We start from the raw sequence: 15,307 nt of genomic DNA on the forward strand, positions 1-15,307 counted from the left end.
AGGCATTGCCTCTGCTGAACTTATAAATAGTCCCCAAGGATTAAAACTATTTTTAATCGATTCTTTTTTTTGGCACGCATCGGTATTGCCAAAAGGTTGTGAGCACGATTTAGCGAAAACTTTATCAAACTTTGCCTTATTGAAGTTATCGTCAACCTTAGGAAGTTCATAATGACTTGGTGGTGTAGGAACTACAGATTCGGGCTTATAAGTTGGCATAGGTTTAGGTGAATGAATGGCACTTCCAGATTTAGCGACTGACCCTCCTGATTAATGACCAGAAAAGCGATGTCCAATTTTCTTAGCTCCATGCTCAGTAAGTAAAGGTGCATTAGATTTTGATAATGAAAAACCTTTCCCTTCGCGCAAAAGTAGAGGCGATGAGGGAGAGTCCACAATCAGCGCACTCTCACCACTTTCTAACTCACTACGAATAGAGCTCGAACTTTTTCCCAAAGATAACGCGGCTAATTCACTATCTGAAAACTGAGCCCAATCTCCTTCAATCCTTGAAGCTTCATCAAAACCAAGCTGATCGACATTAACGATTTTTCCATTCATAAGTATATAAAGCAAAACTAACCAAAAGAGTGGTTAAAATACACGTAAAAATACCGAGGCAATAATTTGCCCGAAAGTAGCTCTATTTAACAATAAACATCTTTCACGCACCTCGAAATCATCGTTCGCGTGAATTTGATGGTGAAACAGGTGTTTTACGTAGAGAGCCAATTTCTAATAGTTACTTTTTTGATGTAGTTATTAAGTAACCGTTTTTAACATTTACCGTTGTGAGTTTTTCATTTGTTTCGCTCCTGATTGGGAGCGTTTTTGATGAATTTGTTACTTGTTGATACTCAGATGATAAGGCTCGCCAGCGAGACTTATCATTTAAAACCAAACCCTTACACCATCACGTTAAAGCTCCTTCGTGTGAAAAGCCGCAATACAACTACTTGTGACGTTTCGAGTTTCGCATGCGAACTTTCACAAGTGAAAATTATGTGTACGCATGAACGTTAAATTTCCGGGAAATTTTGGAAATATATTAGGTGGGTTATGGTGGTTACGCTAAATATCTTTTATAAGGAATGAGTAATGACCAAAAACGTCAGCTTCGTAATATCAGTAATAGCGATAACTCTATACGTACTGTATGAAGTTATTTAACGAAAATACCGCCTTAGATTAGGCGGTATTTCATAGTGTGGCATAGAAAAGCAAACCCACCGCCCATCCTAGGCTGGCGGGTAAAGAGATAAAGGAGGAAAATCTCTCGTAATCTATTAAACAATACTATTCATGAATCTAAAGTGAACTGGATATTTACAGGTATGCTTTACGTTTCTCACCATGATCAAAATTATGTATCTAAATCGAACCGATATGCGGCAACGTCCAGACATAACAAATACAGTCATCGAACAATCACACATAGTAGGACGCGTCCTACTACTTCCCATTATTCAGTTTGCCACTGCTAGTTGGTAGGTATTTGTTACCTGAATTTAATCGTTCTAAAACGCACCATTCATTTTAAATTATTTTATCAATCTTTAACTTACTTAAGTTTCATAACTTACGTAACCTTTAGCAGGAGTTCACAATAAATAATAATGAGCGCTGTTTTATTCGGTTTTAATGAATGGTTATTACTGTTTTTTTATGTAATTTTTGCATTAGAAAAACTAATCAAAAATTATATTATTTCTCACTTTTAAAAGCCGATTAAACTCCTATAATGCCCCACATCGAAACGCGACCCACGCCTTATAAATACTGTGTTTAGGCAAGGTTGTACGTTATAAAAAACTTGCTTTATTAAGGAATTCACAATGTCACGTATCATTAACAAAGTTGTTAGCTTATACACTCCAGTTTTCGCTTCTATGTACAAAGCGCAAATCAAATAAGCGTTTAAAGAATTTAAAAAGGGCGTTGAAGGTAACTTCAACGCCCTTTTGCTATTTTGTTAATAGATAGCTCAAAATGTGCCACTTGGTGCTTAATTTTTTATAAGTGCATCACCGATGCTCTCTACTGCTCAATAAAGATTTATGTCGCAAATAATTAGGACTTTTACTGGTTCTGTCACACATCTCACTAGATTTGCTATAGAACCTATTTTAATAAGCCCAAATTTATTGGACTTACGTTTAGATTACTTTAGATTTCACCTTGCCACTCAGGAGTCATTGCTTTTAATGCCATTGAAGCTCCACCACATTCGTAAATAGGGTAAGATTCTCTAATACGTGTAATATTAAAATACGCATATAATTTAAAGTTTTCTCCATCTTTTAAATATACGCCGTATCTAAGGCCATCAGTTACTATGAGTCTTTTACAGTTTTCTTTTCCTTGAGCATATCCTTCTGCTTGTGAAATAGCATTTAAGCACGAGTTACCTTTTCTTTTTGCTTCAACAACAACATCTAAATTAGAGTCATTTCTCGGTAAACGTTTAAATAGTGCAATATCTACTTTATTCCACTCAATAGCCATTTTTTGAGGTGTCCAGCCGAGGGCTCTCAATAGAGGAACTGCAAGGTAGGCAACCGTTTCAAATTCTGAAGGGTCTTGGTATTTTTGATACCACTTAGCAATTCTTATTAATTCATCAATTTCTTTGGTTAGTACATCAATTGAAGTGCTAGATACACCGTAATCAAATAGTGATTCTGATATATTTTCAAAACAGATATCTTTTTGAACGTTAACCTGTGGTAGTTTTGTGAGTGTTGGTAGACTATCAAAATCTAATTTTAAAGAGTGTATCCAGTTGATGACGATATCTGATGTAAGTTCTTGTGTTGTATCGCCTAACTTAAGTGAATAAGTATCAAAATTTTTTGGATTTTTGTTATATTTCCATAACCATTTTACTCGACGGATATGTTGTAATCCCCATCCGTCTACATCGCCAAAGTTTTCATTATATTCATAGTCGCCGACTACCATACCTACACCATAAACTTGTGAAGTACCTAGTCTAAGAACAACAATATCTCTATCTATGATCGTTTCGCAAAAGCGCTTTAAATTAGTAACCTTTCTCGATGACCATTCATTTTTTTTTAATTTTTCAGCACAATCAGGCCAAGCTCCTTGATAACCAGGTCCTGTAATAATTACATCCCATTTAAGACATAAATCTACATAATTTCTATCTTGGTCACCTGCAGCGTGTTGCCAATATTTTATTGTTCTAGTCATATATTTTGATAAGTGGATTGTGATTATTATTGTTAATAACCCCTGAGAGTAGGGCTTATTTGACCGTATGGTTATTTATGCGCACTAAGTGCTGTTAACGGCTCTATTAATAATGCGGTTAAAAAACAGAGAATGACTCCCAGCTGAGAGTCGTTCTTGTGTCTAAATTTCTGTCGCATATGTCGCTGTACTTGCTTCTTTCCATCCATTGTCAGAAACAATTTCTTTTGCCTTTGCATCAGCTTCATCCTTCGTTTTAGCTTTAACAGTGACAACAAAGAAAAAATCCAAGCCATCCCTTTCAACAGACTCAGACCACTGATTGTAATAATCCCTAGTATTTTCGCTCCGCCTCTTAATTGAACGTTTATATAAAGCACGTCGAACATCATCTGCGGTAGGCTTTGGATTCTTGATTAGCTTACGGTATCCCTGATTACCAGTGGAATACGCGACCCAAGTTTTTGTATTTAGACAGATATTTTTTTGATACATATATTTAATCCTGATTTAAAAGAGAGAAACAGATAAATACGCTTTACTCATTGATTTATAAATATTGAAAAGGATAAAGAAATATCGATATTTAATAGATGATGGTTAAATCGATCCGATATGCGGTAACGACCAGATATCGAAATACCGCCTCGATGGGAAGTATTTTTAGTGTCACTTATCCCAATAACATAAAAGTTGCGATTTGTTGTGAATCCAGAAAAAAAGATCGTCTATTGACGATCTTTAATATCATAAACACTTAAAGCGAATTGTTGCTTTTGGGTAATTGCCTAAGATAAATGGCCCTTGGTTTTCGTGAGTATCTAGTACCTCTAAGCTTTTATCTAAGCTTTGACAAAACTTGTTAGCTTGCTCTAGTACTTCTTGTAGTAACGGTTCACTACCCGATGGAAAAGCCCCTTCCTGACGCGACATAACATATTGATCTTGTCCTGAAGGTGTTGGACCCGTAGTTGTTGTTGCACAACCAGCTAGCCCAAATAAAGCAAAAGTAATAAATAGTTTATTCATAATAAAATTCTTCAATAAAACAAAAGCGATATTAAGCTTATTGTTATTTTTTTCAATGTTTTATCTATGTTTTCATATGCTTTGTGGGATACCATTTGCGGACAATCCGAGGATAAGGCCCGCCAGCGAGACGCGCCATTCATTTCAAACCACACCCTTACCACCATCACGTTAAAACGCCTTCGTGTGAAAAGCCGCAATGCAAGCATCGCTCACACCAAGGCAACGTCATGGTGTTGTCGGGGCGGTTTTCCATTCATTTTGCCGCTGGCTAGCTTAGGAGCTTGTTTCCAACCCCTATCCCCAATCTTGGGGAAGTTTACGCTCGCGCAAACAAGAGCCGTTCGCACCGTAATGGCTCACGCTCCTAGGTTTAACTGAATTGGTTTGTGGTTCGCCATTACCGTGCGTTTGGGTATCGTGGGTGCTGGCGCTTCATAATTACGGCTACTTGGTGCCTTTTGCTGGCACAAAGCAGCCTTAACATAATGGTTTTTATACGCACTAACCAATTTTAGGTAATCTTAGTGCCACAGTAAATTTGGCATAAGGGATATCATTAATAATCTAATATCTAGGTAAAAGCCGTTTAAACCTCAACAGTTTTATTCCTTTGTATAGGTCTTATATATATTTACATTAGTTACTTTAGTTGTAACGCTATAACCATGATTCATTAAACGATTATCAATATAAAAATACGAAATAGCACTAATAACCACAGCTATCGCACAACATAAAATTAACATTTTATTATGTTGTTCCTTTTGCGTGTCAGTCCAACTATGTGCTGCTACTTTATTTGTTTTGATAATAATAAACATGGCAAGCCACAACCAAACAACAACACCAAATAATGATATTCCGACAAGCGGTGCGCTTACTGAATATTTAATGATATTCGTTAATGAATACGCATTAAAAAGTGCGGTTATCCATGAACTAATGAACCAGAAACACCCAGCACTGAGTAGTAATGTTATAAAAATAAACCCAACTTTATTTTTTAATGATATTTTCTCATATTTGTAATTTTCTAAGCGCACTTGTCAGTTATCCTGAAACATTTTTCACTTCAAATAATGGGTCCAGTACTACACTAAGAGCTATGGAAACAGCGGCAATAATCACTAACGGTAAAACTCCAGTACCTCCAACAATCAATCCAACTATCAGCTCTGCACCATAAATAGATAATGCGGTTTTTATAAAATCAGCGCCTACATTCCCGAACCAATCGTAAAAATCGGTCTCATCGTTAAAAATCAGATCATTCGTATTTATCGCGGCTGATATAATCATGGTCATAGCACCGGCTTTTATACCTGCACCTATACGCTGTTTTGGGGCTAATCCTAGCTGTACTACTTTCGGGTTATCTATGGCATAGGTCTTCGTTCCGTTCACCTTAATACGCATACCTTTAACCATCACATGGCGTAACATCTGATTGCCATTATTTCGAGTTGATATTGACACACGTGTTTTCCCATTGATCACGGAATATCGTGCTGTTACACCAAAATCGCCAAATGCTTGAGTCAACATAACAGCGCCAAAACCTGTAGCTAAATACTCACCCCATGTTTTAACTTTATCTATATCTTTCAAAATCAATGTCGATGGGACTTCACCCTTTTGGTGGTATCGTTCATCAATCATGTTTTTTATGGAATAGAAGGTATCTTCTTCGGTAAGAATCAATACAGATTGGTGATTCTTTTCTAATTCTTCTTGTGTTGTACATTGACCAATGAATAATCCATTACCTGAAATATTATTCATCAGTTGCTCATGCTTCAATGAATGTTGATTAGCCTCAATACGAGCTAACGTATCCAGTGTTTTTTGCGCCCTAGCTTCTTTAGCCAATTCGGATTTATTAGCACGTTCAGTCTGTTTGACTAAGCTGTCATGACGATTAAGCTCAGTAGGCGGCGAGAGCCATGTTAGAGATTTAGCCATTTAAAAATAGAAAGTTTATTGAGTTTGAATCATTGTAAATAAAAAAGTGGCTAGGCAATAATTTGCCCCAAATGGGCTCTATTTAACATATTGTATGTTTTATGCGTACTAACAAACAATGTGACATTACTAACTTGTGCAAGCAAACAGGCAAACAAGCTTACGTTGCGATTAATAAGGGCTTGTTGCAATCCCTCCTATCCTAATAACTCTATTTAATCTGCTTCACCCAACGTGGAAACTCGTTCAAGTAAATCATAGTTGCGCCAGAGCCTTTAGTTGATACATCAAAAACCTTGTTATCAACCACAACACTCATTTTGTGGGCATTTTTAATTAAGTTCATAACATTTTCATCAAGTTGCGAGTCGCTTATAAAATTGTTATCAACAATGAGTTGTACGTCTTTACCATCAACATCATAAGTGAGCCAGCCTGTTGCTTCACTAGCTTCAAATGTCAGTATTTGTCGACCAACATCCACATATGCCATTTTGCTAACATAGCTACCAGATCCTGCTGGATAGGATTGCGCTACGGTGTAATCACCAAAGGTTTTCACTGTCGATAAATCCCATTCCGCATTTGGATCTTTGCGACACTCAGTAACCTTTGCTTTTGTTTCATCTGCGTGGTTTGCGTAATAATCAACGGATTTTGCATCCTCTGTACAACCAAAAAGAGCAGTCGCAACGAAAGCAGTGATTAAAAATTTACGGTTCATTTTATGTATCCTGTCATATAGAAATCTACTTGCTGCATATTAAACACTGACTAATGTATGTTTTCCAATACACCGCATAAATTAGATCAATAACAGCTGTATTTAACATATGTCATCTTTCACGTACCTCAAAATCATCGTTCGCGTGAATTTGATGGTGAAACGGGTGTTTTTCATAGAGAACCAATCTCTAATAGTTACTTTTTGGATGTAGTTATTGAGTAACCGTTTTTAACATTTACCGTTGTGAGACTTTCATTTTTTTCGCTTTGGATTAGATCTACTTTGATGGATTTATCACTTGCGGACACTCCGAGGATAAGGCTCGCCAGCGAAACGCGACATTCATTTCAAACCACGCCCTTACACCATCACGTTAAAACGCCTTCGTGTGAAAAGCCGCAATGCAAGCATCGCCACATCAAGGCAACGTCATGGTGTTGTCGGGGCGGTTTTCCATTCATTCTGCCGCTGGCTAACTTAGGAGCTTGTTTCCAACCCCTATCCCCAACCTTGGGGAAGTTTACGCTTCGCGCAAACAAGAGCCGTTCGCACCGTAATGGCTTACGTTCTTAGGTTTAACAGCATCGGTTTGTGGTTCGCCATTACCGTGCGTTTGGGTATCGTGGGTGCTGGCGCTTCATAATTACGGCTACTTGGTGCCTTTTGCTGGCAAAAAGTAGCCTTAACATAATGGTTTTTATGCGAAATGTTACGTGCCTAACTCCAGCAAGCTGGCGGGCACTGGGCACAACGCATAAAACGGCAATTATGTTAAATTTTCCGTGCTCAGTTTGGCATTGGTGTTCGCTTTAGCCACAAGCCAACATCAAAACTGTCTAACGAGGGACGTTCGCCAGTAAAATACGAAATATTTTTATTAAAAAGTGTCGATAGCGTAATCAGTGTATCTAGTCGTGGTCGTGTTTTTCCGTACTCTAAATCTAAGTAGGTTTGTCTTGCTATTTTCATGTGTTTAGCGGCATCGACTTGCGTCATGCCATGCTCTTCACGGACTTGTTTTAGCAAAAAGTGAAATGCGGTAGGGGTGTTCACTATTTTAGTTCTTCTATGTTTTTATACGTCGGACCAAGAGATTGTATCGCTAAACGGGAAGTTGAAAAGTAGGGAAAGTGGTTTTTCGTATAAATGGTGAGGGTGGAAAGTTGCCACTAAATAGATGATATAACGCTTTGTGTTTAATCGTTCTTCATTACTATGAGTTAGAAAATAGGGTTCTGTCGCAAACTTTGGGCTATTTTATTTGTTGCTAGGTTACTCAAGTTGATTATGCCGCTATCAGATTTCTGTTCGTCAAAGCTATGTTTTGCCATTTGCCTCCTTCAGCTTCCACCTCACGATAGGCTCCTTGTATAGGCTAACACCTCCCGCTCGACAAGGTGTGTAGAAGTCTTCATCTCTTAGGTTGACATCATGTTCGGCGCATAACGAAAAAGGCCAAGTGCATGCACTTAGCCTTTATTAAAAACCATCAACGTATTTAAGACTAAATAGTTAGTTAAGTGACATCGTCACACGATTTATCGATAGCGGATCTAATGTTGGCTTAGGTAGTTTTAGTGCTTGTACTGCGCTTAAACCTTCTGAAGTGATCCCACCTTCATATTGTGGCTTAGGCTCACCAGGAACAAGGTAGGCTTTTGAACCTGGGTTCCATGCAGCAAAAAAGTCCGACAGATCTTTTTGTGCTGCGTAAGAGGCACATAACATCAGTTGATCACCTTTGCTTAATCCATTTTGATTACGACAAACGTTATTGGTTGGTAATAGCGTGTTGTCTTCTTCATTATTACGCGTTAAACGATGCATTAGCTTGATCAAATCCCAGCCTTTTAGTCCGGTTACAGTATTCGCGTAGTAAGATGGCAAAGGTGCTTTGATAGCGTTATTGATATCAAACTCTTGCTCTGCCCATTCTTTTAACTGAGCAAACATCAGTAAACGTTCACCGTTACCGCCAGCAGCCCATGCATGTCCTTGCTCTAGGCGGACAAAGTCAGGTGCCATTTTGATATCAGCTTCGACACGGGACATTTTACCGAGGTATTTATCCTGCATGTAAAGTGCCAGCATGTTGTTCACCACTTCTGTAGCACCTTCCACATTAAATGGTGCTTCAGCGGCATTGTGACCAACCTCGTGCCATAACAACCAGTCATTTAATGGTGTAGTTGATAGTGATGTTGATGTTTTATTAAAGCTGCCGTTCATCATTGGGTAGCCGGAGTGGGCTGCGCCAATAGAAATAGCGATATCGTTTACAAAGTGGTGCTTGTTATTTGATCGCGTGCTATCTGTCGCTTTGCCATTATGACCATTTCCTTCTCCAACCGCTTCATCACGAGCGTAGAAATCATTGATATCTGCGGAGAACAAATCAAGTTCTGCCGCAAATTTGGTTCTATCACCACCATAATTGTTTGCTGTTAAATTCTTAGCGGCAGCGGTGTAAATAAAGGTATTCGATTCAATTTCACCAATAGGTGCTGGTGAGCTTTGATCGTTAACCCATTTATCGACCTTAAACCAAGGGGCGTTCACCGTACCTGAGAAGTTTAATGTCACAGGATTGGTTTCATTACCTTGCACATATACGAGGCCGCCATAAGGCGCTGTAAAATTAGCTGTTGCATTGGGTTGTAGAGTAAAGGTCTTGGTCATACGAGGCGGACGCTTTAAACCTAACTCATGTTTTTCACGACCTGTTAAATCATCTGCCAGTGCAACGGTTACTGTGATCGGATTACTATTACCGGATGCCGTGATTGTCATTGGTTCATGTGCAATTGCCCATTGACCCGTAGCTTGACGGTTTCCTGCAAACCAAGCGGCAGTGTTATTACTTAAATCAACAGTGATGCTAGTGCTACCACCACTTGTTGTAACTTCACCAGGGTATTGGCGAACATCTGCTTTAATATCAAGGTCGAAGTAAGTTCGACCCAACATCAAGCGTGTTAGCGGTTTTTCCATGTAATTTAATGGGTAGCTTGGGTTCATCCAGCCAGCGTATTTACCTACGTTTTCTTTCTCTGCGCCATAAACCATGTTGTTGGCTTCAAGACTTTGCTTTAGCGCATCACTACAGGTGGTTTGCCCAGCAGCGGTATCACCATAACAGTTTAGGAATTCAGTAAAGCGTTCAAAGCCAAGTTCGTCTTCTTTACCAGATTCAAAGCGATAATCGAGATCGTTCCATAACCATACTGTCATGTTTTGGTAGATACGATTAAGATCAACACTGCTTAAGCGTTCACCTTGGTTGCCTCTAGTTCTAAAGTACAGTTCGTGTTGGTATAAACGCTCGATATTAGTACCAAGATCTGCCGCTTTAATCATGGCCTTTGCTGTCGCTTCATCTAGCGGAAGTTCTTTGTAAGCAGCACGATTCATGGCTCCAATAATTGGAACACCATTTCCTGGACGATACTCTAGACAGTTAATCTCATAGTGATAATCCGTTAACGTACATTCTTTAACATTGAACTCTTTAAGAATACGTTGTTTGTCTGCGTCAATATCTTCTGTCGCTCGCGCCTTACCGTCTTGGTAGGTATCAACGAAAGCTAACAGCTCAACGTTTCCACCTTGCCCGTCTTCAATCAGCTTACGTGCGACTTCTAAGCTTGGTTTATCGTCAGGCTTTTCGTTGGTAATAAAATCCCAGCTAACAGAACCATCAAGGTTAATGGTATAAGGCAGTTTAATATTACCGGTTGTTTCGTCTTTGCTACCAGTATAGCGTTCTAAGACCCAGTAACCGTGTTGACGTTGAGAACGGACGCGTTCAGGGTAGCCATAACTTGGACCATTACCACCTGCGGTTGATTGACTATTAATGGCTAATCCTGCACCGTCCAGTAAACGAGTAAAGTCATCGTTCACACGTTTAGTAATACTTTCCATGATCAAGATATTACCGCCACGCTCTACATAATTGAGTAGATCAGAAACATCTTGTTGCGTTAGTTTAGGTTGTTCGGTGTTGGCTAAAGAAGGGATCTCACCACTGGTTGATACACTATTTTCGTAGCCGTTTAAAATTAATAACGGCATATCAACGGGATCGATACCACTAAAGCTTGAAAGCTGTTGAGCTGTCATCTTAAAGCGAGGATCAATAACAAATGGTGCTTTATTACCAATGACTAGATGTCCTGAACGGCGGAAATAAACATCAGGAATATTGGTACCAATGTTGATTGGTTCTACTGATGCCGTGTATTTATCACCAATTAAATAACGGAAGGTATTGGAGAAGAAATTCGCCATATCTTCGGAGTCTTGGGTGTTATTCCAACATGCTCCGTTGTCACTTACGCCGTTATCCCAACTATAGCTTTCAGGGCACACCAGAATCGTGTTGTATTTGCTGTTACCTAGCAACATAACTTTACCAGCACCTACTTCACCAATACTGATAAATGGCAGATTAAAGGTTGCAGTGTTACCACCGACTAAATCTGGTTTGACTGTTGATGGCGCGTCAGTAATGTATGCAAGAGAACGTTCATCCCATGCTTTCTTCTCACCAAAACGTAGCCAAAAGTTATTATCGTTACGCGGCATCAATACAGGAAATGCTGCATTCGAGATGTTGATTGCACCTTGTCCACGAGGATAACCTGGACTGCCGTAGTACCATGTTTCGTCACTAAATACGTGGAATTTAGTGACAGGTTTCCAGCCTTCTGACTGCGCATCAACACCGGCCCCCCATAGCTTTAAAATATTCGCTTGAATGTTACCGCCAGCATCCATCACACGAGGAAAAGATAAGCTTGAGATACTGCGTGTGGCACTACATTTACCTTCACAAATCGCGGTGTCGATATCTAGTGCTAAACCTTGATTAAATTGTTTATCAAACTCACCATCAATAGGTGTTGGAGTCCCAGTGCCGTTATCAAGCATCACAGGCTCTGACAGTGATAGGTTAATCGCTTCATTGATGACGTTCGGGTACATGGCAAATACTTGGCGCACACGATCGTTGATCACAAGCTGTGAACCATCATGAGAGTAACGTTGCAATAAACGTTCAGCATTACGGCCTAGGTGCTCAGCGCCTAAATCTGCAATGGAAAACTGTGTTTTATTGGCTTTGATTTCACCTAATTCAAAGGTATCAATACCAAAAGAGACAGTTTCACCCCAGTTGAATGAGAATTTGCCTTGTTCATCGGTAATGCCACGAGATGAATGGCTGTAGTACTCAATACCTTGTACTGGATTGTTGTGACTATCAACCAGCGTACCTTGAGATAGGATCACCTTTGTCGGTTGATAAACCAAGTTTGCCTCCGCATTGGCAGAAACAAAATTAGAATTTAGATCGTCACTTGTACCAGGAGTGACTTCTGGTTTTACATTCGGTTCATGAGTAGAAGGTTTGCTATCCGCTTCGGTATTTTCTTCGACTTTATCGGCTAATAACTTGTTAAACTCATCTTTACTTAAGGTCTGTAATTCTGTGGAGTGATACAAGCTGTTAAAACGTAATTGCTCAGCAGAAGATAATGACAGTTCAACTACGCCACCGATAGCAGTACCACTTTTAAGTAATAGGCTTCGAGTGTTATCTAATGCATTTTGCAGTTCAATAGCATCTGTGATCGCAACAAAACGATCTGAATCCGCTAAGTTTAAGCGCTTAACTTTTTCTAGTGCTGTGTCTTTGGTGATTTTAAGCTCGATATTGCTAAATGTTGCAAGCTCAACAGCACCGTAATAACAACTGACAGTATCGCCATTGTTAATAATCAGGCTGTTTGCTGTTTCACCATTACATAACACGCTGTTGCCAAAACTAAGATCGCTATCTAAAGCAAAAAGTGCGGTGGCGGTTGGATCTGGCTCTACTGGAGGGATGACTTCTGGATCACCTGTTTCAGGATCAACAACTGGTGGCGTGATTTCTGGCTCTGTTGGTGGTTCAACAGGTGGAGGTGTGATTTCTGGCTCCGTTGGTGGTTCAACAGGTGGCGGTGTGATCTCAGGGTCGTCAATATCTGGTTCTGGAAGTGGTTTACTCGGCAGAATTTCGGTAGGAGGAATAATGGTTGTGTTAGATGTATCGTCACCATGACAACCTACCAATAAAATTGAGGAGCTAATAGCAACAGCAATAAGTTTTTTTTGCATGAAAGCATGACCTAAGATAGTGATTTTTTTGCTGTTTTATATTGTAATAATCAAGTTGGCAACTTGATTTATGTCTCTGCTTACAACTTGAAACAATTATAAAAAACAAGCTTTATGGGTATACCCTAAAGAAACCACTCTCCACTGCCTCTCAACCCTTACCGCTTCATTTGTGAAACCATCTATACTAAACTGATTTGAGAAACCAACTTAAATTAAACCAGTTTAGGGAAAACCATGCTGATCCGTGCTTACCTTCGCGCCTCAACCACCGAGCAAGATGCCCAACGGGCAAAAGAAGAACTCAAAGCCTTTGGCGCCAAATTTAATAGTCGCATTGCTGGCTACTACATCGAAAACCAATCTGGCACCAAGTTAGAACGCCCTGAACTCAACAAGCTGATAGATGACAGCGAAGCCGGTGATGTGTTGCTGATTGAAAAGATGGATCGCCTTACTCGTTTACCTTGGCTTGAATGGAAAACTTTAAAAGCACGTATCATGGAAAAAGGGTTGGTGATAGTGGTGGTAGATCAGCCTATGACGCATGCGGTGTTCAGCGCAGGAGAGCAGAACAGCATTACGTTGGCTTTAACCGAGTTCATGTTGGATTTGGGTGCAGCCATGGCCCGTGATGATTACGAAACTCGTCATAAACGCCAAGCGCAAGGCATTGCGAAAGCAAAAGCGGAAGGTAAGTACCGTGGGCGCCGTGTGAATGAATCCCTGCATCAAGATATACGAGATCAATTAAAACTTGGGCGGAGTTATTCAGAAATACAGCAGAAGTTAGGCTGTAGTAGGGCGACAATAGCGAGAGTGGTAAAAGAAGGTTAGTTTTGTCGTGTTGGTAGCAATGTCGGGGCGAATTGCTTTTACTGTGATTTGTTGCGTCTTTAACAAATATTAAATGCGGTATTTTAGCCACAAGTGATGCTTGAATGATGCAAAAACAGGGCTTAACGCCCTGTTCTTGTGTGTAATGTTCTTTTGTAGTGCGCGATAGATTCATTAAGTTAAATAGGGCTGTTTTCAGAGAAAAGTCACACTAGGTGTCGAGTGATAGGTGTTTGCGGTATTAAAGTCGTTTCTATGATTTAATGTCTGGTCGCTATCAAATGAAATAGCTAAAATTAAATATCCTGCTTAAGAGTATGGAGATGTTCATGCTGGATAAAACTCGTGGCAATATTTGAAGTTATGAGTCAAAGAATAATCGCATCAAATAGTTTTATTGAATTTTAGTCCAAAACTGAATATCGCTTATGATGGTTATAATTAATAGGATGACTATATTTGAAATCACAACTTCCACCACAAGATGTTTATGATTTATTAAAAGAGCATATGGGATTTCTTTCAAGCTCGATTGCTGCTTTTCATGATGGTAATTTTGCCGAAGCCAAGCGAATCGCAAGCTCTATAAGAACACTTCTACATCATTCAAAAGATGATGAATCGCTACTAACTCAGTTTAAATTAGCTTTTAATCTAGAAAAAGACGTAATATTTTTCGATATTAAAGATTATGGTAAATTGAGTTTTTTCAATAGTTCAGTAATATATTCTAGCGTGTCTATTCCTATGTTAAAAAAAGATTTTGATACGAGAAGTCTTTTGGGGAAGTTTCCTTGTTTAGTAACAAAAAATGATTGGTTAAATACAGTTGTTTTAAAGTATGGGAATAAAACTTGGTCAAGAAATGATTCTGTTACTTTCTTAAGGAATAAAATTGGTGGTCAGCACTTTAATGGAAAAGTTAATCAGTTTGATTACGAAAATATGAAAAGTATGAATTTTATAAGATTATCTAGAGAAGGGATGCAGACAGAAGAAGAAAGTATTTCCCTTTTACATGTATCTATTTATGAGTCAGGTATAAGTATGTGGCACAGTGTTCGCCAGTATATGGAGTATGCTTCTAGGGTTACCAATTCAAAAGGTGAACCTGACTTGTATAAGAATTATTACCCATATATTTAGGGTCTTATTAAAATCTCGTGTAACTGATAATTATCAAGACTTTAGATGATTTGCGAGTACGCATTAATAGAATTACTGTTAAATGACCGTCCATTGAGGCGGTCTTTTAGTATCTGGACGTTACGGCGTATCGGATCGCTTAAGATCAAATATGTTAAATACAGTCTTTTTTAGCTAAAAATCGTTTAAAGTGATTTTTTAATTAGTCTAAAGTAATTAAACAAC

Annotated in this window: 11 protein-coding genes; 2 read left to right on the forward strand and 9 right to left on the reverse strand. The window is 39.0% G+C overall.

Annotation, left to right across the window (positions count from 1 at the left end; translation table 11 throughout):
* Positions 1-270: 270 nt before the first annotated feature.
* The 9 genes from C9J46_RS20795 to C9J46_RS20835 form a co-directional block, all read right to left on the reverse strand.
* Positions 271-576 carry a hypothetical protein gene (locus tag C9J46_RS20795; RefSeq protein WP_146144676.1) on the reverse strand — a complete coding sequence of 102 codons (306 nt, stop codon included), beginning with the start codon at positions 574-576 and terminating at the stop codon, positions 271-273.
* Positions 577-2,166: 1,590 nt separating this feature from the next.
* Positions 2,167-3,216: a hypothetical protein gene (locus tag C9J46_RS20800; protein ID WP_107291460.1), complete on the reverse strand. Its 1,050-nt coding sequence runs from the start codon at positions 3,214-3,216 to the stop codon at positions 2,167-2,169.
* Positions 3,217-3,378: 162 nt separating this feature from the next.
* Positions 3,379-3,711, reverse strand: a complete 333-nt coding sequence (locus C9J46_RS20805) for a hypothetical protein (RefSeq protein WP_107291461.1) — start codon at positions 3,709-3,711, stop codon at positions 3,379-3,381.
* A gap of 252 nt (positions 3,712-3,963) precedes the next feature.
* Positions 3,964-4,245, reverse strand: coding sequence for a hypothetical protein (locus C9J46_RS20810; RefSeq protein ID WP_107208640.1), 282 nt, complete (start codon positions 4,243-4,245; stop codon positions 3,964-3,966).
* A gap of 605 nt (positions 4,246-4,850) precedes the next feature.
* The gene (locus tag C9J46_RS20815) at positions 4,851-5,291 is read right to left on the reverse strand and encodes a hypothetical protein (protein ID WP_045187065.1); all 441 of its coding nucleotides are present in this window, start codon (positions 5,289-5,291) and stop codon (positions 4,851-4,853) included.
* A 7-nt stretch (positions 5,292-5,298) separates the two neighbouring features.
* Positions 5,299-6,210, reverse strand: a complete 912-nt coding sequence (locus C9J46_RS20820) for a hypothetical protein (RefSeq protein ID WP_107291462.1) — start codon at positions 6,208-6,210, stop codon at positions 5,299-5,301.
* 211 nt (positions 6,211-6,421) lie between these two features.
* Positions 6,422-6,934, reverse strand: a complete 513-nt coding sequence (locus C9J46_RS20825; RefSeq protein ID WP_107262262.1) for an EexN family lipoprotein — start codon at positions 6,932-6,934, stop codon at positions 6,422-6,424.
* Between the two features lie 789 nt (positions 6,935-7,723).
* Positions 7,724-7,990, reverse strand: a complete 267-nt coding sequence (locus tag C9J46_RS20830) for a helix-turn-helix transcriptional regulator (RefSeq protein WP_107291463.1) — start codon at positions 7,988-7,990, stop codon at positions 7,724-7,726.
* A 459-nt stretch (positions 7,991-8,449) separates the two neighbouring features.
* Positions 8,450-13,099 carry an SslE/AcfD family lipoprotein zinc metalloprotease gene (locus C9J46_RS20835; protein WP_107291464.1) on the reverse strand — a complete coding sequence of 1,550 codons (4,650 nt, stop codon included), beginning with the start codon at positions 13,097-13,099 and terminating at the stop codon, positions 8,450-8,452.
* 237 nt (positions 13,100-13,336) lie between these two features.
* On the opposite strand from C9J46_RS20835, the gene C9J46_RS20840 reads away from it, so the two are divergent.
* Both C9J46_RS20840 and C9J46_RS20845 read left to right on the forward strand, forming a co-directional pair.
* Entirely contained in the window at positions 13,337-13,936 is a 600-nt protein-coding gene (locus C9J46_RS20840; protein ID WP_107260804.1) for a recombinase family protein, read from the forward strand.
* A gap of 459 nt (positions 13,937-14,395) precedes the next feature.
* Entirely contained in the window at positions 14,396-15,082 is a 687-nt protein-coding gene (locus tag C9J46_RS20845) for a hypothetical protein (protein WP_107291465.1), read from the forward strand.
* The last annotated feature ends 225 nt before the right edge of the window (positions 15,083-15,307 follow it).

This window comes from Photobacterium sp. GB-36 (genome assembly GCF_003026135.1).
Taxonomy (GTDB): Bacteria; Pseudomonadota; Gammaproteobacteria; order Enterobacterales; family Vibrionaceae; genus Photobacterium.

What these genes read in the sequence shown, in the direction of transcription:
- C9J46_RS20835 (WP_107291464.1), bottom strand. Translation starts at nt 13,099, where the DNA reads ATGCAAAAAAAACTTATTGCTGTTGCTATTAGCTCCTCAATTTTATTG.
- C9J46_RS20820 (WP_107291462.1), bottom strand. Translation starts at nt 6,210, where the DNA reads ATGGCTAAATCTCTAACATGGCTCTCGCCGCCTACTGAGCTTAATCGT.
- C9J46_RS20805 (WP_107291461.1), bottom strand. Translation starts at nt 3,711, where the DNA reads ATGTATCAAAAAAATATCTGTCTAAATACAAAAACTTGGGTCGCGTAT.
- C9J46_RS20840 (WP_107260804.1), top strand. Translation starts at nt 13,337, where the DNA reads ATGCTGATCCGTGCTTACCTTCGCGCCTCAACCACCGAGCAAGATGCC.
- C9J46_RS20825 (WP_107262262.1), bottom strand. Translation starts at nt 6,934, where the DNA reads ATGAACCGTAAATTTTTAATCACTGCTTTCGTTGCGACTGCTCTTTTT.
- C9J46_RS20810 (WP_107208640.1), bottom strand. Translation starts at nt 4,245, where the DNA reads ATGAATAAACTATTTATTACTTTTGCTTTATTTGGGCTAGCTGGTTGT.
- C9J46_RS20800 (WP_107291460.1), bottom strand. Translation starts at nt 3,216, where the DNA reads ATGACTAGAACAATAAAATATTGGCAACACGCTGCAGGTGACCAAGAT.